The organism is Streptomyces sp. L2 (genome assembly GCF_004124325.1).
In the GTDB taxonomy this organism is placed as follows: domain Bacteria; phylum Actinomycetota; class Actinomycetes; order Streptomycetales; family Streptomycetaceae; genus Streptomyces.
Window position 1 is genome coordinate 2897822 of sequence record NZ_QBDT01000001.1, and the last position, 25284, is coordinate 2923105.

The window sequence follows — 25284 nt, forward strand, 5'->3', positions numbered from 1 at the left end:
GTCATCACAATGCGAACCGGAGGGCTGGCGTGGCCGTCGTCGCCGTAAGCTGGCTCCCACTCCTTGACACGGACGCGGAATGGACGGCGCATGGAACTGTTGGGCCAACCGGAGTTCGGCCGGCTGCTGCGCAGGCTGCGGGTCGAGCGGGGCTTGTCACAGGCGGACCTCGTGGGCCCCAAGGTGTCCGCCAGCTACGTCTCGCGGCTGGAGTCGGGCGGCCGGGCCGTCACGCCGCAGGCGGCCGCGCATCTGGCGGAGCGGCTGGGGATCGCGGTGGACGTCTTCCGCATCTCGCCCGGCACGGCGGCCACCGACCGGGCGCCCGCCCTGCTCGCGGCCGCGGTCGCCGCGCTCGACGACGGCGCGCCCGCCGAGGCCGTACGGCTGCTCACCACATGCGCCGCCCTGCCCGACGTCTCCCCCGCCTACGCCTGGCAGGTCCTCTGGCACCTGGCCCGCGCCCACGAACGGCTCGGTGACGTGCCCGCGCGACGGGACGCCCTGGAGCGGCTGCGGCCGGTCGTCCAGGAGGCGGGGATCACGCATCTGCGGGTCCGGGTGCTGGCGGCGCTGTCCGGTTGCGACCGTGTGCTCGGCGACACGGAGGCGGCCGTCGCTGAGGGCCGCGAGGCGCTAGCGTCCGCGCAGGGCGCGACGGCGGCGGACCAGGCCGAGGCGCTGGCCGCGCTCGCGGCTGCGGAGGTCGAGGCGGGACGGCTCGGCGAGGCGGACGAACACGCCGGCCTGCTGCTGGAACACGTCGAGGGGGCGTCCGGGGGGCGCAGGGTGCGCGCGCTGTGGACGGCGGCGACGGTCCACGCGGCGCGGGACGCGCACGACAGGGCGCTGCCGCTGCTGGAGGAGGCGCTGCGGGCCGCTGACGCCCGCGCCGACCTGCTGCTGTGGGCGCGGCTGCGGCTGGCCGCGGTGTCCGCGCACCTCGAGGTGCGCGGGGAGGTGACGGCGGAGGCGGAGGGCTGGTGCCGGGAGGCGGAGACGGCGCTCGCGATGATGGACGGGGCGGCCGGGCATCCGGCGGAACTGCGGGCCGTTCAGGCGCGGATCGCCTTCCGGCGGGGTGATGTGGCCGGCGCGGCCGGACTGTGCCGGGAAGCGCTCGCGGAGCCAGGGACCATGAGCCACCACGACCGCGTCCGCACCGAGATCCTGCTGCACGAGGCCGAACTGGCCGCGGGCGCGGGGGAACCGGCGGCGGCGGAGCTGCGCCGCATCGCCGAGGAGGCGACCCGCTCCGGCAACCTCGACGTCGCCGCCCGCGCGTGGAAGGCGCTCGCGGAGGCAACGGTGAAGGGGGCCTAGCCGGCCTGAGCGGATGAAAAAGGCCTGCCTGTGCGGCACTTGCCGAGCGTTCAGCGGTCGGACTCGACGGCCACGCGGAGCGGATGCAAGGGGCCTTGTCTGGAGGGCACTTGCCGAACGTTCAGCGGACCGGCGTCGACGGCCCCGCGGAGCGGATGCAAGAGGCCCTGCCTGGACGGAACTTGCCCAGCGCTCAGCGGACCGGCGTCGACGGCCCCGCGCACACGCGCACGGCGTCCCAGGCGCTCCGGGTTTCCGGTTTCCCGGTCGTCTCCTCGGCGGCGTCCATGGCCTCTGCCACGAGGTCGAGGTAGACGAGCAGTTGCTCGTGCCAGACGACGTACGAGGCGAAGTCGTGGGCGTGGGTGAGGCTGCGGATGACGAGGGCGCGGTGGGCGGCGACTGGGGAGGGCTGGGCGCCGTAGCCCTCCAGCAGGGCGCGCGCCAGCGCCGGGTAGTCGGCGGGGCCGCACACTCCCCAGCGTGCGCCCGCGGCCATCTCGGCGATCTCGGCGAGCTGCCAGGCGAGGTCGAACTCCCAGCAGCCGAGGGTGAGTTCCTCGCCGGTGAAGAGCGCCGGGCGCCCGGAGCCCGTCGGCAGGACCAGGTTGCCGAAGGCGGGGCCGCCGTGCAGCAGGACGCGTGGTCCCGGTCCGTGCGCGGCTTGCTCGCTCCACTCGGCGATCAGCCGCAACCGCCGGTCCCCCAGGCGGGACCGGGCCGTGGCGTGCAGACGCGGTGCCTCGCCGGGGCCGGTTCCGGTGCGCAGCCACCGGGCGAGCCGGGCGGGGGCCGGCGGCACGCCGGGCGCCTCGGGCTCCGCCCCGGGCGGCGGGCTCGCGTGCAGCAGCCGCAGGGTCGCACCCAGTCCGCGTACGGCATCCCGTACGGCCCGCTGGGCGTCCGGGTCCCGCTGGTCCTCCCGGAGCACCGTGGCGACCGACCGCGTTCCAGGCGCCCGATACCGCAGGACGCCTTCCTGTACGGCATCGGGGGCGGCCAGCGCGAGCCCCACCGGCGCCGCCGCGGACACCGCCCGCACCCGCCCCGCCCAACTCTCACCGGGCAACCCCAACGGCGCCTCCCGCGCCGCCCCGGGCCGACGCGCCCACACATACCCACCCCCGGGCACTGCCACAACAGCCGTGACGACACGCCGAGTCCCCAACTCCCGCACCAGCCGCTCCCCCACCCCGACCCGCACCCCGCTACCGGGAGCGACCTGAGGCGTGGCCGCGCCGGGCCGCACCGGGGCGGGGTCAGCGACGACGGCCGCCGAGCCGGACAGCGCCGGGCCAGGGGCGGGGGCGGCAGCCGCCGGGCCGGACCTCGGCGAACAGGAGTCGGAGGCCACCGCTGGGCCGGGCCGGGTCGAACCACGGGCCGACGCACGCGCGAGTGGCACGGGGCCGGCCGGCGCCGTACCAAGAGCGGGCGCGGACGCCGCCGCACCGGACCGCGCCGGGCCAGGGGCGCCAGCCGCCGGGGCGGCGGGCTGCGAAGTGGGGACGGGAGGGTCAGGCTGCACCGGCATGGGCTGGGTCCTTCAGGGGGTGGGGGCGGGGGTGGTGGGTGGTGATGAGGTCCCAGAGGGTGGAGAGGGGGGCGGCCACCGAGGCGTCGTCGCGGCCTGTGGAGGCGCTGCGGCCGGGGTGCGGGGGTGCGATCAGGACGTTGTCGTACCGGCTCAGTGTCTGGAGGTGGGCGCGGTAGGCGGGGTTCGCCTCGGCACCCGGGGGCAGCGCGGGGGCGATGCCGATGACCGCCCGGGTGCACTGGAGTGCCATCAGGACGGGTGTGTCGGCGAGGCCCTGGGCGAACCGGCCGATGAAGTTCAGGCCCGCCGGGTGGACGGCCACCGCGTCGGGCCACTGGGCCAGTTCGACGTGGTCCACGGGCGGGGTCGCGGCGTCGGCCGTGGTGCCCGGCCAGGCGTCCAGCAGCACCTCGCGGCCCAGGATCGCCGTGAGCGCGGGCCTGCTGACGAAGCGTTCGGCGCTGCGGGTGACCGCCACGCGGACCTCGGTGTCCGGGTGGGCGATGCGCAGCCAGTTCAGCCAGTACGGCAGGAACGCCACGCTCAGCGCCCCGGTGCCGAACAGCAGCAGCCGGGCGGGCGCGGAGGGCACGTCATCCGACGGCCCGGCCCCCGGTTCCGGCCCGGCGGCGGCCGGCGGCCTCGGCTCGGGGACGTGCCCCGGGGGAACGGCGGCCGGCCTCGGCTCGGGGGTGTGCTCCGAGGGAACGGCGGCGGGCCTCGGCTCGGGGGCGTGTTCCGGGGGGACGGCGGACGGTCCTCGCCCCCGCCCCGGGCCGGTGCCGGCTGCCGTCCGGGCCGTACCCTCCCGGGGTTTGCCGGCGGCTCCCTTGCGGGCGGTTCGCGGCTCAGCCATGGAGTTCCTCCACCGCGGTGAAGACGTCCTCCAGGTCCCTGATGGCCTCCTCGGGGCTGTGGACGAAGTGGACGCCGCCGACGTTGAGGATCAGCTCGTCGATGCCGGCCGCGCGGTACCGGGCGAGTTCGCGGGCGATGTGCGCGGGACTGCCGTAGACGAACACGCCCTTCTCGACGAGCTGTTTGGCCTTGGCCAGCAGGTCGTCCTCGCGGCGCACGTTCAGTCCCGCACGGCGCAGCATGTCGAGGTAGTGCGGGGCGGTGAGGTGTCCGGCGGACATCTTCGCGGCGAGGGCGGCCGGGTCGCGTCCGGGTCGGTCGACGGCCAGGTGGACGACGGTCGCCACGCGCGGCGGCCGGCGGTCCCCGGCTCCCTCCTCCAGCGCGGGCAGGAGGACGTCGCTGACGTATTCGGTCGGGGTGAGCCAGGTGATGGCGACGTCGGCCACGCCGGCGGCGGACCTCGCCATGGCGGGGCGCAGCACTCCCGCGCCGACCTCCACGAGCGGGTGCGGCCGGGTCGGCGGCAGCTCGACGCGCATGCGGAAGTATGCGCCGGGCTCGGTGGTACCGCCGTCGAGCAGGGTGCGGGCGGCCGTGAGGAACTCCGTGGCGGCGGCGCGCGGGCTGGCGTACGGGGCCCCGTTGATGGAGGCCACGAAGCCGGGGGTGGCGGGGCCGTAGCCCATGACGACGGGCCGGCCGGTGATGTGCGCGAGGGAGCGGGCCTGCAGCGCGGCGTCGAACGGGGTGCGCAGCGCCGTCAGGGACACGCCCGTGCCGACCGGGACGCGCAGCCCGCGGCCGGCGAAGTGCGCGAAGAGCTGGAGGCTGTCGATGTGCAGCGACTGCCCGGTCCACAGGCGGCGGGCGTGTCGGCGGACGGCGAGTTCGGCGTAGGGCAGGACGTCGTCGACGCCCTCCGGCTGGTAGGGGATCATCACGGCGGGCGTGGCCCGCTGGGGCATGGCCATGGCTTGGGTCCAATCGGGGGTCAGCGCCCGGCGGCGGCGAACGGCTGCGGCAGGCCGGTGAGCAGGGGCGGCGCGACATCGTCGTACGGCCGGGTGCGGGTGGCGGCGGTCGCCGGCGGCGGCAGGATGCTGCGCGGCGAGGTGGCGTTGTGGGCGGGATCGGCGGGGTCGATGCCGGCGTCGCGCAGGCTGTCGTGGACGGCCTGGTGGAGGCTGCGGGCCGTGGGGTCCTCGGCGTGGGCGACGAGGCCGGAGGCGACCGCCGCGGCCCGGTGCTCGCCGAAGCTGACCCGCCGCATGCCGGGGCGGTCGTCGGCGGGTTCCCAGGCGGCGCCGACACCGGGGGCGAGTTCGCGTACGAAGTCGGAGACGGTGCCGCCGAGTCCGGGCAGGCCGCGGGCGGTGTCCGCGAGGAGTTCGGCGGCGCCCCAGCTCTCGGGGCCCAGGTAGACCACGCAGGCGTCCTGCCGGGGGTAGCCGTTCCGGGAGGAGGCGATCTTGGCGCGGTACGGCAGCTGTTCGGCTTCCAGCAGGCCGAGTACGGCGGACCAGACGGCGGGCGCGGCGTCGGGGCCGGTGACGTGCAGGTAGACGCGGAGGGTGCCGGTGGAGCGGCCGCGCGCGGGGACGGTGCCCTCGCAGAGGAAGAAGCCGGGGGACACCGCCGGGCGGGCGGCGTCCAGGTGCACCCGGAGTCGGCCGTCGGTCCGGATGCGGGTGGTGTCGACGCGTTCGCGGTCCATCGACACCCGCACTCCGTCGAGTACGACGGGGACGTGCCGGTCGTCGCCCTCACCGGCCTGCTCCACGACCCGGGTGAGCCTGCGGTGCGGCATGGCGTCGAGCAGCCGCGCCTCCAGGGCGGTGTCGCGCAGTTCGCGGGGGGCGGTCGGCTCCTCGTCGGTGCGGCCCATGTGGTGGCGGCGGTAGAGCTCCGAGGCGAGGGCGGCGCGCAGCGCGCGCGGGTCGTCGGCGGTCACGTCCCGGCCGCCGGCCACGGCTGCCGTCGCGCCGGGGGCGACGGTCGTGTCGGCGAGGATGCGGAGGATGCCGGGGGCCAGGAGGGCGGGGTGGGGCGCCGCCGGTGCGGTCGTGAGCGCCGCGGTTTCGGTGGCGGCGGTCGCTGTGGCTGTAGTTGGGGCTGTCACTTTGGCTGTGGTTGGGGCTGTGGTCGTCGTTGGTGCTGCGGCTGCGGCTGTAGCTGTGGTGGCGGCGGCTGCGGCTGTGGTGCCTGCGGCTGCGGCCGTAGCTGTGGTCGCGGTGTTCATGCCTGGGTTCCCTCCCAGCCGAGTACGGAGACGAAGGCCGCCGGGGAGAGCAGGGCGGTGCGGCCGATGCCGGCGGCGGCGCGCTCGGCGGCGGAGAGGCGTGCGCTGTGCTCGGCGGAGGCGAGGAGCCGGTCCAGCAGGTGCCAGCCGGCGAACGCGGTGGCGCGGGCCAGCAGGCCGGGGTCCAGGGCGGCGGCGCCGGGGCGCACCTGGCCGTAGCCGCGGTGGAAGGCGCCGATCAGGGGGGTCACCCGGGCCAGTTCGGCGGTGCCGGTGGCGACGACCTCCGCGTGGGAGACGGGGACGCCGGGCGCCTGGGCGAGGCCGGAGGGCACCTTCAGCACCGCGCGGTAGAGCCAGTCGCCGGCGAACGCGCCCAGGTCGCGGGCCGGGTCGCCGTGGCGGAACTCCTCCCAGTCGGTGAGCAGCATCGGGCTCCCGGGCGCGGTGAGGAACTGGTCCAGGCGGAGGTCGCCGTGGACGGGGGTGCGGGGGGCGCGGGACTCGGCGGCCCGCAGGTCGTGCAGCGCCTGGTGCAGCGCGCTGTCGCCCTGCAGCAGCCGCCAGGCCTCCAGGGCCCCGGCGCTGGCCCGGACGTACGCGGCCCAGGGCAGGGCGCGCAGGTGTCCGAGCGGTGGGAGCGGCGCGGGCGTGTCCTCGATGCCGGTGCCGTCGGCGGGGCGCAGCGCGTGCAAGGCGCCGACGATCCGGCCGGCCTCGTGGGCGAGGGTCTCGTCGAACTCGTCCCGGCTCGCCAGGTCGCTGCCGGAGACGGAGTCGGCGACCAGTTCGAAGGCGAGGAGCCGGGTCGCCTCGTCCGAGCCGATGAGCTTCGGGCGGGGCATCGGCACGCCGTCGGCCCGTTCGTCGGCCGCGGCGGCGGCCCGCTCGAAGGCGAGCACGCGGCGGAACCGGCGCAGGGACTCCTCGGCGGGTCCGCCGATGTGCTTGACGAAGACCGAGCGGTCGCGGGTGGTGGGGCCGGCCCAGTTGTCGTTGCGGCCGGGGAAGGCCTGCAGCGCTTCCTCGGTGAAGTCGCCCAGGTCCAGCCGGTGCAGGAGCGCCGGTACGGCGGGGAAGTCGGACAGATCCGCTGGGGCGAGCCGGCGGCGGGTGCGCTCGTCCGGCGGCGCCATGGTGTCAACCGTCATGACTCAGGACCGTAGCCGCGCACCGGACTACCTTGTCAAGAGAAATGACAAAGCTGACATGAGACTTGACATGACTGCCGCGTGGCCGGTTATCTCGGTTCCCGTACCGGCCACGCGTTCGCCGTGGCGGCAGCCGACCCCGAGGAGCAGCCATGCCGGCCGAACAGATGCGCTCGAAACCGCCGCGACCCCGTCTGCGTGTGCTGCGTCAGGTGGTAATGGACGGCCGGAACACCGTCCCGGCCGTGCTGCTCGCGCTGGCCGCCACCGGCGCGACGCTCGCGGTGCCGCTGGTCGTGCGCCGGGTCGTCAACGGCTTCGCGGAGCACCGGGCCGTGACAGGATCTGTCATGCTGATGACCACCCTGGCGCTGTTCGGCGCGGTGGCCTCCGCCCTGTCCTCGTTCCTGCTGGCGCGGGCCGGCGAGAGCATGGTGCTGAGTGTCCGGCAGCGGGTGGTGGCCCACGCCCTGCGGCTGCCGCTGCCCGGCGCCCGCCGCCTCGGCTCCGGTGAGCTCGTCGCCCGGGTCACCTCGGACTCCTCCCAACTGCGCTCAGTGGTCGACATCGGGGTGACCCAGCTGCCGATGGCCGCCCTCACGGTCACCGCGACACTGATCATCATGGGCCTGCTCGACTGGGTCCTGCTGCTCATCGTGGTGGGCACGTTCGCGGTCGCGGGGCTGGCGATCGCGGTGTTCATCAAGGGCATCCGGCACAGTACGGCCGCCCAGCAGGAGGCCATCGGCGAGCTGGCCCAGCGCTTCACCTCCGCGCTCGGCGCCCTCGCCACGGTGAAGGCGTGCCGCGCGGAGACGCAGGTCACCGACGCCATCGCCGGGGACGCCACGAACGCCGCCGGTTCCGCGGTGAGCGCCGCCCGGCGGCAGGCGTTCGTCACCCCGATCATGGGACTCGGCCAGCAACTGGCCCTCATCGGCGTGGTCCTGGGCAGCGGGGCCCGGCTGGCCTCGGGCGCGCTCAGCGTCGCCGGGTTCGCCGCGTTCCTGCTGTACCTGCTCCAGCTCGTCGCCCCGCTCACCCTGGTCGCCAACGGCGTGTCCCGGCTCCAGCTCGGGTTCGCGGCACAGTCGCGCATCGAGGAGGTGCTGGCGGAGGAGCGGGAGGACGCGGTGTCCTCGCCGGAGGGGGAGGCGGAGGCCACCGGTGCGGCGTGTCCGGCCGTACCCACCGGACCCACGCAACTCACCGGGCCCGCCGTCGAGTTCGACCAGGTCGTCTTCAGTCACGACGGCGAACGCCGGGCCGCCGACGCGCTGTCCTTCACCGTGCCCCGGCGCGGCGTCACCGCCCTGGTCGGCCCGTCCGGCGCCGGGAAGACCACGGCACTGAACCTGGTCGAACGGTTCCTCGTGCCCGGCGGCGGTGCCGTACGGGTCCTCGGCCGCGAGACCGGCCGCTGGCCCCTGCACGAACTGCGGGCCCACGTCGCCTACCTGGACCAGGCGTTCACCCTGCTCGAAGGCACCGTACGGGAGAACCTGCTGCTCGGCCGGGCCACGTCCGTCGACGACGACGCGCTGTGGACGGCGCTGGCGGCGGTGGGGATCGACGAGGCCGTGGAGCGGCTGCCCCAGGGCCTGGACACCACCGTCGGGCGGGGCGACGACCTCTCCGGCGGCCAGCGGCAGCGGCTGGCGCTGGCCCGCGTGCTGCTGACCGACGCGTCCGTGGTGCTGCTGGACGAGCCGACCTCCCAGCTCGACAGCATCAATGAGAACCGGCTGCGCGAGGTGGTCGACCGGCTGTCCCGGGACCGTGCGGTGGTGGTCGTCGCGCACCGCATCTCGACCGTGCGCCAGGCCCACCGGATCGTCGTCCTGGACGAGGGACGCTGCCTGGACGCGGGTACGCACGACGAACTCCTCGACCGCTGCGGTACGTACGCCGAACTGGTACGCGGCCAGCGTCTGGGACTGCGGGTGACGGCGGGTGTCTGAACGGACGGCGGCAGGCGGGGGCGGGGGCACGGCAACGGCGCCCCCCGCCGGGTCGGGGGCGCCGGCAGCCGCCCCGCTCTCCCGCTTCACCCTGCACAACGGTCTCCGCGTGGTCCTCGCGCCCGAACGCGGCACCGGGGTGTGCGCGGTCGGCGTGCACTACGGTGCGGGGTTCCGGGCGGATCCGCCCGGCCGGGCCGGGCTCGCGCACCTGCTGGAGCACCTGATGTTCCGGCGGCGCACCGGGCCCGGCGGGACCACGGGCGGCGCGCCGGCCGGGGGCTACGCCAACGCGGCGACCAGGGCGGACTCCACCGACTTCCACCAGGTGATCCCGGCGACGCTGCTGTCCGACGCGCTCGCCGCCGAACGCGACAGGATGGCCGGGCCGCGCCCGACGGCCGCCGACCTCGCGGCGGAGTTGGACGTCGTGGCCGAGGAGATCCGGCGCAACGTGACCGGCCGGCCGTACGGCGGCTTCCCCAAGGTCCCGCTGCCCCCGCTGCTCTACGGCGACTACGCCAACACCCACGACGGGTACGGGGACCCCGACGTACTGCGCCGGGTCGGGCCCGAGGAGTGCCGGGACTTCTTCGACCGGCACCACGCGCCCGGCAACGCCGTGCTCACCGTCGTCGGTGACGTGTCCCCCGAGGCGGCCCGGGGGCTGATCGAGAGGCGGTTCGGCGACCTGCCCGCGCGGCCGTTCACGCCCACGCCGGTGCGGGACGAACCGGCGCCGGACAGCGACCGGTACGGCCGGCACACCGACCCCCTCGCCCCGCTGCCGGCGGTCAGCGTCGGCTACCGGCTGCCCGACCCCGCCGTCGACCTGCCCGGCTACCTCGCGCACGTCCTGCTCGCCGCGCTGCTCGAACACCGGCTGCGCGCACGGCTGGTGACGCGGGAGCGGGCGGCGGTGGCGGTGACCGCGGACTGCGGCCTGGTCGGCGGCCCCTTCGCCGCCCGGCACCCGGTGACCTTCGCCTGCACCGTCACCCACCCGGAGACGACCCGCACCGAGACTGCCGTGGACGCCCTGGACCTTGAACTGCACGCACTCGCGTCCGAAGGCCTCGATCCCGGGGAACTCCGCCTGGTCGCACGCCGATGGATCAGCGGGCTGCTGCGCGGCCACGACGCCCCGCACGCCCGCGTGCGCTCCCTCGGCGCCTTCGAACTGCTCCATGGCGACGCGTCCCTCCACCACCGAATCCCCGCCCTGCTCGCCGCCACGACCCCCACGGACACCGCCCAAGCCGCCCACCACCTGCGCAACACCCACCGCGCGATCCTCACCCTGACCCCGGCCCGCCACGCCACCTCCCACCCGACGGAGGCCCGTCCATGAGGCCCCCCGCTGCCACACCCCGCCCACGCCAAGCGAGCCACGACGAAAGCCGACTCCGTCCACCCCGCCCCGAACGGCCGGCCCGTCCGCACGCCACCCGCCCGGAGGCCCGCCCATGAGACCCCTCGCAGCCGCACTCCGCCCGCACGAAGCGAGCCACGACGCGGGGCGCCCCCGCCCGCGCACCGCCCAGCCGAGGGCGCACGCACCCGACGAGAACCGCCCCCGACGGCCGGCCCGGCCACACTCCACCCGCCCGGAGGCCCGCCCATGACGTCCGTCGACCCGGCCACCGACTCGCTCCCGGCCTGCGCGGACGTCCGGTTGGCCGGTGGGCTGCGAGTCACGGCGGTGCGGCTGCCGACGGTGCCGCGGGTGGAGGTGCGGCTCACCGTGCCGCTCGGCACCGCCACAGCCACCGCCACCAGCCCCGGCGCCGGTCCCGCCACCAGCCCCACCGCGGGTTCCGCCGCCGACCCCGCGATGCACGCGACGGCGGCCGTGCTCGCCGCGTGTGTGCTGCGCGGCACCACCGGCGCGGACGGCACCCCGGTCGATCAGGCGCTCGGCACGGCCGGCGGTGACGTCGTGCCGCTCGCCGGGGCCGGGCACCTGGTGTTGCGCGGCGGGGTGCTCGCCGACGGTCTGGGCCCCCTGCTGCGGATCCTCGCCGGTGCGGTGGCCACGGCCGCGTACACCGACGACGACGTGGCCGCCGCGCGCACCGTGCTGGGCGGGCAGACCGCGGTGGCCCGGATGACGCCCGCCGTGGCCGCGCACGCCCTGCTGGAGCGGCACGCCCCCGGCTGGACGGCCGGGCCGCAGGAGCCGCCGGCACCCGAGGACATCGCCGGGGTCACCCCCGAGCGCGTACGCGCCCTGCACGCCGGGGCGCTCCTGCCGTCGTACGCCAGACTCGTCCTGGTCGGCGACCTGGACCCGGACGCGGCGACGGCGGCGGCACGTGCGGCGTTCGCCGGGTGGACCGGGGCCGGGGCACCCCGGCCGCAGGCCCTCTCCCCCGCCCGGCCCCTCCGGTTCACCCCGGGCGTCCTCGCGCTCCACCCCGCCGTACGGCCCGGCACTGCGCAGATCCGGCTCTGCGCCGTACGGGACGGCGAACCGCTCGGGCCGGCGACGCGGCTGGCGGCCCTGGTGCTCGGGGGGTACCCCGGGTCACGGCTCGGCACCCGGCTGCGGGAGCGGCACGGGTACACCTACTCCGTGCGGGCCTGGGCGGAGGAACGGCCGTGGCGGCAGCCGTACGGCGACGGCGGCGGGCGCGAGGAGGGGCACCGGCTGCTCGTGGAGGTGGACACCGCCCCGGAGAAGGCCGCCGCCCTGCTGGACGCGCTCGGCGACGAGCTGGCGCGGATGGCGGACGAGCCGCCCTCGGCCGGTGAGGTGGCCGCGGCCCGCGCCCACTTCGCCGGGGCCTCGCTGATCGCCTGGTCCACGCAGTCCGGCCTCGCGGACGCGCTGGCCGACCCCTCGCCCGGGGCTCCCGGCAGCCCCGCCGAGCTGCGCGAGCCCGTGGACGCGCTGCTCCGTACGTCCGCCGCGGCCGTCGCCGACGCGGCGCGCACCGCCTGCGCCCCTGGCGGGTTCGCCGGGGTGGTCCTCGGCGCGGCGGGCGACCCGCGCCCGGCCCACTGGACGGTCGTACCCCCGGCCGTACCCCCGCTCGCGGCTCCGCTCGCGTCCCCGCTTCCGGCGGCCGTGTGACGCGACGGCCCCGGGCGGTCGGAACCGCCTGGGGCCGGGGGACGCGGGTGTACGGGCCCGAGGCGGGCCCGCGTTCACATCAGGGGATCAGATGAGGCCGAGACCGCGAACCGCCTCGCGCTCCTCCGACAGCTCCTTGACGGAGGCGTCGATGCGGGCGCGGGAGAAGTCGTTGATCTCCAGGCCCTGGACGATCTCGTAGGCGCCGTCCTTCGTGGTGACCGGGAAGGAGGAGATGATGCCCTCCGGCACGCCGTAGGAGCCGTCCGACGGGACGCCCATGGAGGTCCAGTCGCCCTCGGCCGTGCCGTTGACCCACGTGTACACGTGGTCGATGGCGGCGTTGGCGGCGGACGCGGCCGACGAGGCGCCACGGGCCTCGATGATCGCGGCGCCACGCTTGGCGACGGTCGGGATGAAGTCCTCGGCCAGCCACTTCTCGTCGTTCACGGTCTCGGCGGCGTTCTTGCCGGCGACCGTGGCGTGGAAGATGTCCGGGTACTGGGTGGCGGAGTGGTTGCCCCAGATCGTCAGGCGCTTGATGTCGGCGACCGTGGTGCCCGTCTTCTTCGCGAGCTGGGTCAGCGCGCGGTTGTGGTCGAGGCGGGTCATCGCGGTGAAGCGCTCCGCCGGTACGTCCGGGGCGGCGGCCTGCGCGATGAGGGCGTTGGTGTTGGCCGGGTTGCCGACGACGAGGACCTTGATGTCGTCCGCGGCGTGGTCGTTGATGGCCTTGCCCTGGGGCTTGAAGATGCCGCCGTTGGCCTCCAGCAGGTCACCGCGCTCCATGCCCTTGGTACGCGGGCGGGCGCCGACGAGGAGGGCGACGTTGGCGCCGTCGAAGGCCACGTTCGGGTCGTCCGAGATCTCGATGCCCTGCAGCAGCGGGAACGCGCAGTCGTCCAGCTCCATGGCCGTGCCCTCGGCCGCCTTCAGCGCCGGGGTGATCTCCAGCAGGCGCAGCTTGACCGGCACGTCCGCGCCGAGCAGCTGGCCGGAGGCGATGCGGAAGAGCAGGGCGTAACCGATCTGGCCGGCCGCGCCGGTGACGGTGACGTTCACGGGAGTGCGGGTCATGGCGTTCTCCGTATGACAGCTGGCGGTGGGGCGTCCCCGCCCCGTGCGGTTTGATCGATCTCTTGGCATCAAGAGATCTCCACACGTCAGGCTATCGCGCATCCGGGATACGAGATGTCCCGGGCTGTGTGGCTCAGCCCACAAGGCCGCCGGATGGGAACCCGCACCGGAGCGGGCCGGGGCCGGGGAGGGCAGCAAGCGGCGGCCGCCCGTCCGGGAGAGGGGGGACGAGGACGGCCGCCGGTCGGGGATACCGTTTCCGGACTCCCGTGGGGGTACGTTTCGCGTGCCCGGTATCAGGGCGGGCATGCACGAGCGGACGGGATTTCCCGGATTACCTACGAGGGCGCCTACGAGTTCCTACGTGTGCCTCCCACGGCCCCCGACCCCCGCCCCCGTTACCTGGTGCAGCCCGTCCGGCCCGAGGCGAGCGTCGCGCAGGCCTTGGCCTGGGCCGCGCTGCCGACGGCCACCATCGGGGTGTACGCGATCGTGTCCCCGGGCGCGGTGATGTCGCCGCTCTGCCGCGTCTTCCCGCCCGTCAGCACCCGCACCCGGTCGCCCTGGGCGGCGCCGGTGATCCGGGCCCAGGCCGTGCCGCAGGTCTTGCTGTAGCGGACCTCCAGGATGGTGGTGCCGACGGCGACGGACTTGACGGTGGTCACCAGGTCGCCGCTGCACCCCATGGCCTCGGCGTCCTTGCCGGTGCAGCGGGAGCCGGCGCATTTGACGCCGGCGGGCAGGTCCGGGCGGCTGTCGGCGCTCGGGGAGGTGGAGGCGGCGGTGTCCTTGCCGTGCGCACCACCACCCGCACGAGTGAAGAAGAAGACGGCGCCGATGACGACGAGCACGCCGACGACCCCGGCGAGGAACATCGTCAGCCGCTGCCGGCCCGGTCCTCCGAGGCCTCCAGCGCCTACGGCCCCTTCGTCACCCGGGCGCCGGTCCTCCGGGGTTGGACCATACGGAGCGGGGACGGAGGCCTGAGTCCACCCCGGCCCGTCCGGAACGGCAGCCCCGGACGCCCCGGACGCCCCGGACGCCCGCGAAGGCGAAGACGAGGACGCAGGGGATGCGCCCGACGGCGAAGGCCCCCGGTATCCGGCCATCCGCCATGAGTTGCCCGCGGCACCACCGCCACCCCCGCTTCCCCCACCCTGCCCGCCGCCACCCCCGCTTCCCTCACCCTGCCCGTCACCCCCGCTCTCGACGTGCCCCTGCTCCTGCAAGGCCGCGCGCGCCTCCGAGACGCGGTTCGCCTCCATCGTCCGGTCGTGCCGCGTCTCCGTGCGGTGCCAGGCGCGTTCGGCCAGCTCCCAGAAGGTGGTGAGGTGGGCCGGATGGACGCCGGTGACCTCGGCGAGCGCGACGACCGCGCCCTTGGGCGCGAGGAGCCGTCCGCCCAGGTACCGCTCCCAGGACGTCTTGCCGTAGCCCGTGCGGTCGGCCAGCGCCGCGACGCTCAGGCCGCTGCGGTCCACGAGCCGCCGCAACTGGCCGATGAACTCCCTGATCTGCGGATCCAGTTCGTCCGGCAGCGCGTTCCACTTCGGCATCGCCACCCCCCGGCTTCCACCTTAGGGATGTTTGTCCGAACTGTCAGCGTCTCGGCAGCGCTACGGCGCCGGGCTGGGCCCTGTGGCAGGGCGCGGACACCGTAGCGGAACGGTCACTTCCGTGCCACAGCGCACGGACAGGCGTTGAACAGGCGGTTCCTGGCACGGAACGCTGGTTCCCGGCGGCGGTCCGCCCCTCCTCGGGGGAGGGGGCGGGCCGCCGTCACACCTCTCCCCGCTCCCCACGCACCCTCGCGCCTCAGCTGCCCTCGAACCCGCCCCCGCCCCCACCCGGTACGACCAGTCCCGTCTCGTAGGCGATCACCACCGCCTGCGCCCGGCTGCCCAGGTCGAGCTTGGTCATCGTGCGGTTGAGGTGGGTCTTGACGGTGGCCTCGCTGATGTAGAGGCGTTCGGCGATCTCCAGGTTGGACAGGCCGCGGGCGGTGAGTTCGAGGACCTCGACCTCGCGGGAGGTGAGGACGCCGAGGTCGGGCGGGGCCCCGCCGTCCGAGGCGGGCGCCTGCCGGAGGGCGAAGGCCTCGACCAGGCGCCGGGTGACGCTGGGCGCGAACAGGGCGTCGCCGCCGTCGACGGCGGCCACCGCGGCGAGCAGCCGTTCCGGCCCGGAGTCCTTGAGCAGGAACCCGGCGGCTCCGGCGCGCAGGGCGCCGTAGACGTACTCGTCGAGGTCGAAGGTGGTCAGCACGAGCACCCGGGGCGGGCGTCCGCCGGCCTGGGCGAGGATGCGTTCGGTGGCCTCGATGCCGTTCATGCCGGGCATCCGGATGTCCATCAGGATCACGTCGGGCAGGGTTTCGGCGGCGAGCCGCACCGCTTCCTCGCCGTCACCGGCCTCGCCCACGACCTCGAAGCCGGGCGCGGCCTGAAGCAGGCCGACGAGTCCGGCGCGGATGAGGAACTGGTCGTCGACGACGAGCACTCTGGTCATCTCGTACGGTCGTCCCCCCGCCGTGCGTCGGACGCGGAGGTGGGCAGGGTCAGATGGACCTGGTAGCCGCCCTCGGCGCGTGGGCCGACGCTGATCGTCCCGCCGTAGAGCTTGGCCCGTTCGCGCATGCCAATCAAGCCATGACCGGTGCCCGTCGGCACTCTGTCCGGATTCACCCCCTCTCCGTCGTCGGTGACGCGGACGCTCAACTCGTGTGCGCCATAGCGGAGTTCCACGTGGGCGTGGGCCGGTCCCGCGTGTTTGAGGGCGTTGGTGAGGGCCTCCTGGACGACGCGGTAGGCGCACAGTTCGACGCCGGGCGGCAGCGGGCGTCCGGTGCCCTCGACGGTGAGGTCGACGGGCAGGCCGCCGGCCCGGACCCGGTCGAGGAGGTCGGTGAGCCGGGCCAGGGTGGGCATGGGGGCGCGTTCGGGAGCGGACGGGTCCTCCTCGCGCAGCACCTGGAGCATGCGCCGCAGCTCCTCCAGGGCCTCGCCGCTGGTGTCCGCGATGGTGCCGAGCGCGCCGCGCGCCTTGCCGGGGTCGGAGTCGAAGACGAACCGGGCGAGGCCCGACTGCACGGAGATCACCGACATGTGGTGGGCGACCACGTCGTGCAGTTCGCGCGCGATCCGGCCGCGTTCCTCGGCGACCGCCCGGCGGGCCCGTTCGGCCTGCTCGGCGCGGAGCCTGCGGGTGAGTTCGGCGGAGCGGCGGGCCAGCTGGCCGAACCACACCAGCACCGAGGTGTAGAGCAGCGCCTGCCCCACGACGGACGCCATGGACGGACTGTCGCTGACCACACCGGCGTACACCCAGACACCCGCCATGCAGGCCGCGCAGACGAGGGCGGTGCGCGGTGGGCGGACCGAGGCGACGGTGTAGAGGGCGAGCATGGAGCCGAAGGTGGACACCACCGGCCAGTAGCCGAGGCTGACGTAGACGACGGCGGCCGCCTCGACGGCGCCGAAGACGGCGAGCGGCCACCGGCCACGCAGGGCGACCGGGAGGTGCGCGAGAGCGACCAGGACGTAGGCGCGGGCGTCGAGTTCCGGCCAGCCCTGGGACCGTGACTCCCGGCTCAGGAGTACGGCGACCACCGCCATGGCGACCGCGATCAGCGTGTCGACGGCGAGCGGGCGGGGGGTCCTCAGTCGCATCGCCGCAGGGTAACGCCGGAACCGGAGTGACGGAGTCAACCCTGCGCGGTACCGCGGAAGTTGCAGGGCGCGACGGGCAACCACCCGTGGCGGTAGGGCGGTTCCGCCCGGGGTGGGACGCGCGGGCGGGCGTACGGCCGTACCGTCGTCGGCGCCGGGGGGTACGGCCGGTGGCCCGCGCCCCCGGGGGAGACGCGGGCCACCGGCCGTTCGGTTGCACCACTCGCCGAGCTGCTTGCCGGCGGCTGTCTGGCGGATGTCTGGCGGCTACTTGGTGAGTGTGAAGTGGAGGGTGTCCTTCAGCACAGGGACCTCCAGCAGCGGTTTGGGCTGGGCCATCAGCGCGAGCAGGACGATGGCCAGGCCGAGGATGCCGTAGGTGACGATGTCCGTGAAGCGCGAGCGGACGGCGAGCATGCCGACGCGGGGCAGGACCCAGCGCATCACCGCACCGGCCAGCAGGGCGGCGCCGATCAGCACCATGCCGTAGCGGAACACGCCGAGCGCGGTCAGCAGCAGGCCGAGCGCGACGGTGGACAGCACGAGGAGGATCGGCCACTGCCGGGCCGGCGCGGGGGCGTCGCCGGGGGCCGCCCGGCCGCCGCCCTCGGGCCGCGCGGTGTCCCGCGTGCTGTGTCTTCCGGGGGGTGCCCCCCCAGACCCCCCGCGCGGGAAACGGCGGGTGGTGCGACGCGGGCGCCCCTGCGCGTCGGGGGCGCTGACGGCGTCGCGGGCGGTGGGCGGCTCGGCACCGGTCTCGGCGGAGGCGGAAACCTGGGAGTGGTCGCCGTCGACCGCACCGTCGACCGCACCACCGGCCGGCACCGTGCCGTGAGCCCCGCCGGGCCGTCCAGCCTCGGCCGGCTTATCGCTGGGCACCGCGTTCCGCCGCCTCGACGACGTTGACCAGCAGCTGCGCCCGGGTCATCGGGCCCACGCCGCCGGGGTTCGGGGAGATCCAGCCGGCCACCTCGGTCACGTCCGGGTGGACGTCGCCGACGATCTTCCCCTCGGCGTTGCGGGAGACGCCGACGTCGAGGATGGCGGCGCCCGGCTTCACGTCCTCCGCGCGGATCAGGTGCGGGGAGCCGGCGGCGGCGATGATGATGTCGGCCCGCTTGAGGTGGGCGGACAGGTCGCGGGTGCCGGTGTGGCACTGGGTCACGGTGGCGTTCTCGCTGCGCCGGGTGAGCAGCAGCGGCATGGGCCGGCCGATGGTGACACCGCGTCCGACGACCACGACCTCGGCGCCCTTGATCTCCACGCCGTGGGCGCGCAGCAGGCTGAGGATGCCGTTGGGGGTGCAGGGCAGCGGGGCGGGCTCGTTCAGCACCAGTCGCCCGAGGTTCATGGGGTGGAGGCCGTCCGCGTCCTTGTCCGGGTCCATCAGCTCCAGGACGCGGTTCTCGTCGATGCCCTTGGGGAGGGGCAACTGGACGATGTACCCGGTGCAGGCCGGGTCCTCGTTCAGCTCGCGGACGACGGCCTCGATCTCGTCCTGGGTCGCCGTGGCCGGCAGCTCCCGCTGGATCGAGGCGATGCCGACCTGCGCGCAGTCGCGGTGCTTGCCGGCGACGTACTTCTGGCTGCCGGGGTCGTCCCCGACGAGGATCGTGCCGAGGCCGGGCGTGACGCCCTTCTCCTTCAGCGCCGCCACGCGGGCGGTCAGATCGGACTTGATCGCGGCTGCGGTGGCCTTGCCATCGAGAATCTGGGCGGTCATGACCCCATACTCCCGGATGACCGCCCCCCGATTCCAATCCGGGGGCCCACCGTCCGGCACCTGGAATCCACCGGACCCCCTCGCCAGGCCGCCCCGGATGTCCGGTCATGATCGATGATGTTGCACTTGCACAACACATGCCGAATGCGACTGGACAAGAACTTGCCTCTCCAACGACGATGAACGGCGCAGTCTCGCGGTTCGGGTGGGGGGCAAACCGCTCAATTCCTGACGTTCCTCCGTGCCTTCCGCGTCCGTCCCCGCAGGTACAACGGAGGAAACACGCCATGAGTTTCGGCGACCCGAACAATCCTTACGGTCAGCCGCAGGGCCAGCAGCCCGGTTACGGCTACCCCCAGCAGCCCGGCTACCAGCAGGCCCCCCAGGGCGTCCCGCAGCAGGGCTACGGCTACCCGCAGCAGCCCGACTACCGCGGTTACCCGCAGCAGGGCTACGGCATGGAGCCGTCGTACGCCAACTGGGGCCAGCGCTTCCTGGGCACCCTGGTCGACGGCCTGATCTTCCTGGTGCCGTACATCCTGATCTTCGTGGGCAAGGACGTCGTGGCGCTGTCGCTGGTCGGCTTCCTCGCCCTGCTCGGCATCGCGATCTGGCAGCTGATCCAGGAGGGCCGCACCGGCCAGACGGTCGGCAAGAAGGCTCTCGGCATCCGCCTGATCAAGGAGGACACCGGCCAGCCGATCGGCGTCGGCATGGCCTTCGTCCGCCGCGTCGCCCACTTCATCGACAGCGTGGCCTGCTACATCGGGTGGCTCTGGCCGGCCTGGGACGCCAAGCGCCAGACGTTCGCCGACAAGGTCTGCGGCACGATCGTGATCCGCACCCAGTAACCCGCGACCCGCTCACCCGAACACCGAGGGCGCGCCCCCCTTCCCGGGAGGCGCGCCCTCGCGGCGTCCGGAGAACGGCTCAGCCGGGGACCGGCCATTCGGAAGCGGCCCGGGACCGACTGGCGGCGCACGGCGTCACCTTGCCGTCGCCCGGGACGGGAACCGCACTGCGGCGACTGCCCGGACGCCGGCGGAGGTGTTGCGGCGCATCGTGGGCGGGGGCGTGCGGCTGGAGTTGTCCGGTCCCGATCCTTGCGCATGGCTCGTACGGCGAAGCCCCGGTCCGGATGAGGCGTCCGGCCGGGGCCTGCTGGTGGTCGGGGCCGTGGCCCGGCGGTGGGGTGTGGAGCGCCGGGGCGGTGGCGAGACCGTGTGGTGCGAGGTGGGCGCCGGGGCGCCCCGCCTCAGTGGAAGAAGTGGCGGGTGCCCGTGAAGTACATCGTGACGCCGGCCTTCTGGGCCGCCTCGACGACGAGTTCGTCGCGGATGGAGCCGCCCGGCTGGACGATGGCCTTCACGCCGGCGGCGATGAGGATCTCGGGGCCGTCGGGGAAGGGGAAGAACGCGTCGGAGGCGGCGTAGGCGCCACGGGCGCGCTCCTCGCCGGCGCGTTCGACGGCCAGCTTGCAGGAGTCGACGCGGTTGACCTGGCCCATGCCGACGCCGACCGAGGCGCCGTCCTTGGCGAGCAGGATCGCGTTGGACTTGACCGCGCGGCACGCCTTCCAGGCGAACGCCAGCTCGGCCAGCTCCTCGGCGGAGAGCGCCTCGCCGGTGGCCAGCGTCCAGTTGGCGGGGTCGTCGCCCTCGGCCTGGAGGCGGTCGGCCTCCTGGAGGAGGACGCCGCCGTCGATCGCCTTGACCTCGACCGGGTTGGCCGGGCCGTTCGCGGCCTTCAGGACGCGGATGTTCTTCTTCTTGGTGAGGGCCTCCAGCGCCCCCTCCTCGTAGTCCGGCGCCACGATGACCTCGGTGAAGATCTCCGCGACCTGCTCGGCCATCTCCTTGCTGACCGGCCGGTTCACGGCGATGACACCGCCGTACGCGGAGACCGGGTCGCAGGCGTGCGCCTTGCGGTGCACCTCGGCGACGTCCGAACCGACCGCGATGCCGCACGGGTTGGCGTGCTTGATGATCGCGACGCAGGGCTCGTCGTGGTCGTACGCGGCACGGCGGGCGGCGTCCGTGTCCGTGTAGTTGTTGTACGACATCTCCTTGCCGTGGAGCTGCTCGGCCTGGGCCAGGCCGGCGCCCTCGGCGTCGACGTACAGCGCGGCAGGCTGGTGCGGGTTCTCTCCGTAGCGCAGGGTGTGGGCGCGCTGCCAGGTCGAGCCGAGGAAGTCGGGGAACCGCGAGTCGTCGGCGGGCGCGTAGGAGGACGCGAACCAGCTCGCCACGGCCACGTCGTACGACGCCGTGTGCTGGAAGGCCTCGGCGGCCAGCCGCTTGCGGGTGGTCAGGTCGAAGCCCCCGGCCTGGACGGCGGCGAGGACGTCGGCGTAGCGCGCGGGGCTGGTGACGACCGCGACGGAGGGGTGGTTCTTGGCGGCCGCGCGGACCATCGACGGGCCGCCGATGTCGATCTGCTCCACGCACTCGTCCTCCGAGGCGCCGGAGGCGACGGTCTCGCGGAACGGGTAGAGGTTGACGACGACCAGGTCGAACGGCTCGACACCCAGCTCGGCGAGCTGGCGCCGGTGGTCCTCCAGGCGCAGGTCGGCGAGGATGCCCGCGTGGACCTTGGGGTGCAGGGTCTTGACCCGGCCGTCCAGGCACTCGGGGAAGCCGGTCAGCTCCTCGACCTTGGTGACGGGGACGCCGGCGGCGGCGATCCGGCCGGCCGTCGACCCGGTGGAGACCAGCTCGACACCGGCCTCGTGCAGGCCGCGCGCGAGGTCTTCCAGCCCGGTCTTGTCGTAGACGCTGACGAGCGCCCGGCGAATGGGGCGCTTCGTGCTCTCGGCGGTGGCGGTCACTGGATAACTACCTTTCGTCCCTCAATGCGATAGCCGTTGCGGGCGAGCCGCCCCACGACCTCGACGAGCAGCCTTCGCTCGACTTCCTTGATGCGCTCGTGCAGCGCGCTCTCGTCGTCCTCGTCCCGGATCTCGACCACGCCCTGGGCGATGATCGGGCCGGTGTCGACGCCGTCGTCGACGAAGTGGACGGTGCAGCCGGTAACCCTGGCGCCGTAGGCGAGCGCGTCGCGGACGCCGTGGGCCCCGGGAAAACTGGGCAGCAGGGCAGGGTGGGTGTTCACGAACCGGCCGCCGAAGCGGGCCAGGAACTCCTTGCCGACGATCTTCATGAAACCCGCGGAGACCACGAGGTCGGGCTCGTGGGCGGCCACCGCCCCGGCGAGGGCCGCGTCCCACTCCTCCCGGGTGGCGTGGTCCTTCACCCGGCACACGAACGTCGGCAGACCGGCCCGCTCGGCGCGGGCGAGCCCCTCGATGCCGGTGCGGTCGGCCCCTACGGCGACGATCTCGGCGCCGTACGCCTCCGTGCCGGTGCGCTTGATCTCGTCCAGGAGCGCCTGCAGGTTGGTGCCGGATCCGGAGACCAGCACGACGAGGCGCTTGACCGCTGGGCCAGCGGGGGTGGCGGCCACAGTGGGGCCCTTTCTCGGAGAAGCGGTGTGAAGCGATGAAGCGATGTGAAGCGGTGTGTTCAGGCTGCTGGTTTTGTACAGTCGTACGAATGCTTCGCGCCCCGGTATACGGGGAAGTCTACGAAGCGGCCGACCGCCAGCAACGATACCGGCACTCCGGACGGCCCCCACGGGACGGGTGCGTGGCCGGAAGGTAGCGTTCGGGAGGAACCGAGACGTGCGACCGCGTGCGGCCTCGGGAACGCGTGCGGAGTGCGGTGCGTTTCCTGAGTGGAAGCCGATGTGGAAGCCGATGTGGAAGCCCGTGCGGACGCTCGTGTCGGACGGCCGCACTCACCTAGGGGAAGACGCTCTTTTGATGCCGGACCGCAGCCTGCGACTGCTCACGTTCCCGACGCGCTCGGACCTCGGCGGCGAGCGGGGAGGGGAGCGTGGCGCCGTGCTGCTGCGGGAGCGGCCGTCCTCCCCGCCGCCCGAGGCGCCCCCGGGCGGGCAGGGTCGGCAGGACGGACAGGACCGGCCCGGTGGCGCCGGCGCCTCCGGCGGCGGGGAGCAGGACCACAACCCGTTCGCGCCGCCGCCCGAGGGGACTCCGGACCGCCCGTGGCAGCCGCGGCGGCCCAAGGGTGCCGGGGGCTCTGGTGGCTCTGGTGGCTCTGGTGGCTCTGGTGGCTCTGGTGGCTCAGGGGATGCCGACGGCTCGCGCGGTGATTCGCCGTGGGGCAGTCAGTGGAGCGACCGGCAGCCCGGCCGCTCCCCCGGCGGCTTCGGCGAGCGGCCCGGCGTCGGCCCCGGTGGGCCCGGCGGACCGAACGGCTCCCCTGGCCCCGGCGGCGCCGGCGGTTCCGGCATGCGCTGGGATCCGACGGACCCGGCCCAGCGCCGCGCGCGGTACGCCCTGCTGTCCGGCATGTGGGCCGTCTTCTTCGCCCTGTTCACCTGGCCGTACGTGGCGCTGCTGCTGGGTGCGCTGGCCCTGTACTGGTCGATCAGCTCGCTGCGCGCCAAGCCGCGCGGCGGCCAGGACCCCGACAGCCCCGCGCCCGCGCAGCCGCAAGGCCGGCCCCAGACCACGGCGGCGGTCGGCGGCCTGGTCACCGCGTCGCTGGCGCTGGCGCTGGTGGCGGCGAGCTTCACGGTCCAGTTGGTGTACCGGGACTACTACACGTGCGTGGACGATGCGCTGACGCATGAGGCGAAGCAGACGTGCCAGCAGTTGCTGCCGCATGAGCTGCGGGGGGTGCTGGGGGCGGCCAACGAGTAGGTCCAGTGGACGGCGTTGGGTGGGCACCCGGCGTTGGTCGCTGTGCCCACCCTCCCCCATCGCCCTGCGGAACGCCTGCCCACAGCGTGGGAGGGCACGTCGTGCGGCTCAGGGCGTGGGGTCTTCTGGGTCCTTCGAGGCTTCTCTTAGGGCTGCCCAGCGGGATTCTCGGGAGAGGTCGTCGTGCCAGGGGAGGGTGGTCTCGGGGTCTGCCGGGAGGAAGTCGTACAGCTCGTCCTCGGAGCGTGGGCCACTCGTCGGGCCGGGTTCGCTTGTAGCCGCCTTCGCAGGTGAGGCGGGCGCCGGGTGGTTCGGCTGGTCGGGCTTGCCCTTAGCCTCCTCCTTGCCCTTGTCCTTCGCCTTGCGCGTCCATGGCTTCCACCATCGACTGGCCGGTGTCGGCTCCGGCAGCCCTGGCTGCGGCTTCGGCTCCGGCTTCTCGTCGGCCTTCTTTCCCGTGTCCGGCGTGCCGGCCGCCTGGAGCGGGATCGCGCGGGCCGCCTTGCGCCGGCCCCGCAGTCGCCAGGCCCGGACGCACACCGCGACGGGCAGCGCGAAGACCACCGTCCACACGAACGCCGCCCCGCCGGTCTGCCACCACACCGGGCCGAAGTGCGCCAGTGCCGCCACTCCCAGGGCCCCGGCCGCCGCGCCGGCGAGTACGGCGAGGAGCAGGGCGAGGACCGCCGCCGCCAGTACGACGACTCCCGCCGTCCGGCCCACCGACCAGCGCACCACGGGCGCCACCGGGACCACGGGCTTCCGCTGCTCGGGTCCTTCACCCCGCTTGTCGCGCCGCTGGCGCCGTACCGCCGCCCGTGCCACGAACCAGCCCACCGTCGCCCCGGCCGCCACCGGGACCGCACCGGCGGCCCAGTTGAGCGGGGTGCCGGGGCCCGGGTCCGGGACCGCCGCCAGGAGGGGGAAGGGGGGCAGCAGCGGCGCGGGGTCGGAGGCGAAGGCGTTGACGGCGTGGCCGGCGCCGAGGGTGAAGCCGGGGCCGAGGGCGTAGGAGGCCGACCACAGGGCCGCGTTCGGGATCAGCGCGATGCCGACGAGCAGCACGGCGAACCGGCCGCTCCAGCCCTCCGTCAGCTGCAGGAAGGATGTTCGCGCCGTGTCCCCGTGCCACACCAGGGAGACCGCGAGGAGCAGCGCTCCGCCGCCGAGGAGCACGGCCGTACCGGCACCGGCGGCGCGTATGGCCGTACCCAGCCGGGCGCGTGCGTCCGTTCCGCTCAGCCGCCGTAGCCGCGCCGGGACCGCACGGACCAGGGGGTCGCGCGGACGGCCGTAGCCCGACCAGACGCCGGCTGCGGCCGAGCAGGCCGTGACGAGCGGCAGGCACAGGACCACGGTGGTCCATTCGGGGCGGAGTTCACCGCCGGAGCAGTAGAGCGCGGCGGCGGTGCCGACGGCGAGGTAGCCGAGGACGACGCCCGTCCAGGCCGTACGGGCCCGCACCGGCGGGGGGCCGTCGGGGTCGGCGGAGGCGTCGGTCGCGTCCCGGGCCGCCCGGTACAGCAGCCAGACGGGGAGGGCGAGCAGCAGCAGGGGCGTCACGTGGACCGGCATGGGCGCGCCGGACAGCGTCTCGGTGCGGACCAGTCCGGCGCCGTGCGCCAACAGCCACAGCGCGGCGGCGATGTGCAGGGCGCCGGCCGGTCCGCTGTCGGGGTACGGCGAGCTGATCCACAGGCCCAGCACGAGTACGGCGAGGGCGCCGAGCCCGAGGCCGGCGGCCAGGGCGCCGCTCAGGAGGCTCGCGCCGAGGCCGGGTGAGCGGTCGCGCAGCCGGGTGAGCAGGGGCGACGACGACGGTCGGCGGGCGGTCATCTGGGTCACGCGGCCATGCTCCCAACGACACGCGCTTTCCCGTCGTAACAGGCGAACCCCGGAAGTGTCGCTCAATATACGTTTATGTTCTTTTTCGTACAGAGGG

The 25284-nt window shown here is 74.6% G+C and carries 20 protein-coding genes; 6 read left to right on the forward strand and 14 right to left on the reverse strand.

Translation table 11 applies throughout. The features are described 5' to 3' along the window. Positions 1-90 precede the first annotated feature (90 nt). The gene (locus DBP14_RS12360) at positions 91-1323 is read left to right on the forward strand and encodes a helix-turn-helix transcriptional regulator (protein ID WP_129307296.1); all 1233 of its coding nucleotides are present in this window, start codon (positions 91-93) and stop codon (positions 1321-1323) included. A gap of 193 nt (positions 1324-1516) precedes the next feature. On the opposite strand, the gene DBP14_RS36025 is transcribed toward DBP14_RS12360, so the two are convergent. The 5 genes from DBP14_RS36025 to lxmK all read right to left on the reverse strand — a co-directional run bounded on the left by DBP14_RS36025 (position 1517) and on the right by lxmK (position 7111). Beyond that, a complete protein-coding gene (locus tag DBP14_RS36025) occupies positions 1517-2356 on the reverse strand; it encodes a phosphotransferase (RefSeq protein ID WP_164992320.1) in 840 nt (279 codons plus the stop codon). 484 nt (positions 2357-2840) lie between these two features. Continuing rightward, positions 2841-3716 carry a flavoprotein gene (locus tag DBP14_RS12370; RefSeq protein WP_241740881.1) on the reverse strand — a complete coding sequence of 292 codons (876 nt, stop codon included), beginning with the start codon at positions 3714-3716 and terminating at the stop codon, positions 2841-2843. Then, positions 3709-4692 carry an LLM class flavin-dependent oxidoreductase gene (locus tag DBP14_RS12375; RefSeq protein ID WP_241740882.1) on the reverse strand — a complete coding sequence of 328 codons (984 nt, stop codon included), beginning with the start codon at positions 4690-4692 and terminating at the stop codon, positions 3709-3711. The genes DBP14_RS12370 and DBP14_RS12375 overlap by 8 nt, the downstream gene beginning before the upstream one ends. A gap of 20 nt (positions 4693-4712) precedes the next feature. Next, the gene (locus DBP14_RS12380) at positions 4713-5840 is read right to left on the reverse strand and encodes a T3SS effector HopA1 family protein (RefSeq protein ID WP_129307298.1); all 1128 of its coding nucleotides are present in this window, start codon (positions 5838-5840) and stop codon (positions 4713-4715) included. Positions 5841-5956: 116 nt separating this feature from the next. After that, positions 5957-7111 carry a class V lanthionine synthetase subunit LxmK gene (gene lxmK / locus DBP14_RS12385; RefSeq protein ID WP_129307299.1) on the reverse strand — a complete coding sequence of 385 codons (1155 nt, stop codon included), beginning with the start codon at positions 7109-7111 and terminating at the stop codon, positions 5957-5959. A 218-nt stretch (positions 7112-7329) separates the two neighbouring features. Between lxmK and DBP14_RS12390 the strand changes: the two genes are divergently transcribed. The 3 genes from DBP14_RS12390 to DBP14_RS12400 all read left to right on the forward strand — a co-directional run bounded on the left by DBP14_RS12390 (position 7330) and on the right by DBP14_RS12400 (position 12148). Beyond that, positions 7330-9072 (forward strand): ABC transporter ATP-binding protein, encoded by a 1743-nt coding sequence (locus tag DBP14_RS12390; RefSeq protein WP_241740883.1) that lies wholly within the window; start codon positions 7330-7332, stop codon positions 9070-9072. Positions 9073-9181: 109 nt separating this feature from the next. Further along, a complete protein-coding gene (locus DBP14_RS12395) occupies positions 9182-10423 on the forward strand; it encodes an insulinase family protein (RefSeq protein WP_206739257.1) in 1242 nt (413 codons plus the stop codon). 270 nt (positions 10424-10693) lie between these two features. Further along, complete coding sequence (locus DBP14_RS12400) at positions 10694-12148, forward strand: insulinase family protein (RefSeq protein ID WP_129307302.1); 1455 nt, start codon at positions 10694-10696, stop codon at positions 12146-12148. Positions 12149-12235: 87 nt separating this feature from the next. Here DBP14_RS12400 and DBP14_RS12405 read toward each other — a convergent pair whose 3' ends face one another. The 6 genes from DBP14_RS12405 to DBP14_RS12430 all read right to left on the reverse strand — a co-directional run bounded on the left by DBP14_RS12405 (position 12236) and on the right by DBP14_RS12430 (position 18616). Further along, complete coding sequence (locus DBP14_RS12405) at positions 12236-13225, reverse strand: malate dehydrogenase (RefSeq protein WP_129307303.1); 990 nt, start codon at positions 13223-13225, stop codon at positions 12236-12238. Positions 13226-13623: 398 nt separating this feature from the next. Continuing rightward, positions 13624-14781: an XRE family transcriptional regulator gene (locus DBP14_RS12410; protein ID WP_129311815.1), complete on the reverse strand. Its 1158-nt coding sequence runs from the start codon at positions 14779-14781 to the stop codon at positions 13624-13626. Positions 14782-15040: 259 nt separating this feature from the next. Next, positions 15041-15733 carry a response regulator transcription factor gene (locus tag DBP14_RS12415; RefSeq protein WP_129307304.1) on the reverse strand — a complete coding sequence of 231 codons (693 nt, stop codon included), beginning with the start codon at positions 15731-15733 and terminating at the stop codon, positions 15041-15043. Next, positions 15730-16893, reverse strand: a complete 1164-nt coding sequence (locus DBP14_RS12420; RefSeq protein WP_129307305.1) for a sensor histidine kinase — start codon at positions 16891-16893, stop codon at positions 15730-15732. The genes DBP14_RS12415 and DBP14_RS12420 overlap by 4 nt, the downstream gene beginning before the upstream one ends. A gap of 267 nt (positions 16894-17160) precedes the next feature. After that, a complete protein-coding gene (locus DBP14_RS12425) occupies positions 17161-17772 on the reverse strand; it encodes a DUF3017 domain-containing protein (protein WP_241740884.1) in 612 nt (203 codons plus the stop codon). Beyond that, positions 17759-18616, reverse strand: a complete 858-nt coding sequence (locus DBP14_RS12430) for a bifunctional methylenetetrahydrofolate dehydrogenase/methenyltetrahydrofolate cyclohydrolase (RefSeq protein WP_129307306.1) — start codon at positions 18614-18616, stop codon at positions 17759-17761. Before DBP14_RS12430 ends, DBP14_RS12425 begins: the two co-directional genes overlap by 14 nt. A 287-nt stretch (positions 18617-18903) precedes the next feature. Here DBP14_RS12430 and DBP14_RS12435 point away from each other — a divergent pair, with 287 nt between their 5' ends. Further along, a complete protein-coding gene (locus DBP14_RS12435; protein WP_129307307.1) occupies positions 18904-19467 on the forward strand; it encodes an RDD family protein in 564 nt (187 codons plus the stop codon). Between the two features lie 404 nt (positions 19468-19871). On the opposite strand, the gene purH is transcribed toward DBP14_RS12435, so the two are convergent. Together purH and purN are read right to left on the reverse strand one after the other, a co-directional pair. Beyond that, positions 19872-21443 (reverse strand): bifunctional phosphoribosylaminoimidazolecarboxamide formyltransferase/IMP cyclohydrolase, encoded by a 1572-nt coding sequence (gene purH / locus DBP14_RS12440; protein WP_129307308.1) that lies wholly within the window; start codon positions 21441-21443, stop codon positions 19872-19874. Beyond that, the gene (purN, locus tag DBP14_RS12445; RefSeq protein ID WP_129307309.1) at positions 21440-22078 is read right to left on the reverse strand and encodes a phosphoribosylglycinamide formyltransferase; all 639 of its coding nucleotides are present in this window, start codon (positions 22076-22078) and stop codon (positions 21440-21442) included. Before purN ends, purH begins: the two co-directional genes overlap by 4 nt. A gap of 358 nt (positions 22079-22436) precedes the next feature. Between purN and DBP14_RS12450 the strand changes: the two genes are divergently transcribed. Next, on the forward strand, positions 22437-23342 hold the full coding sequence (locus DBP14_RS12450) for a hypothetical protein (RefSeq protein WP_129307310.1): 906 nt from the start codon (positions 22437-22439) through the stop codon (positions 23340-23342). Between the two features lie 108 nt (positions 23343-23450). Here DBP14_RS12450 and DBP14_RS12455 read toward each other — a convergent pair whose 3' ends face one another. Then, positions 23451-25178 carry a DUF6350 family protein gene (locus DBP14_RS12455; protein WP_129311817.1) on the reverse strand — a complete coding sequence of 576 codons (1728 nt, stop codon included), beginning with the start codon at positions 25176-25178 and terminating at the stop codon, positions 23451-23453. Positions 25179-25284: the final 106 nt, after the last annotated feature.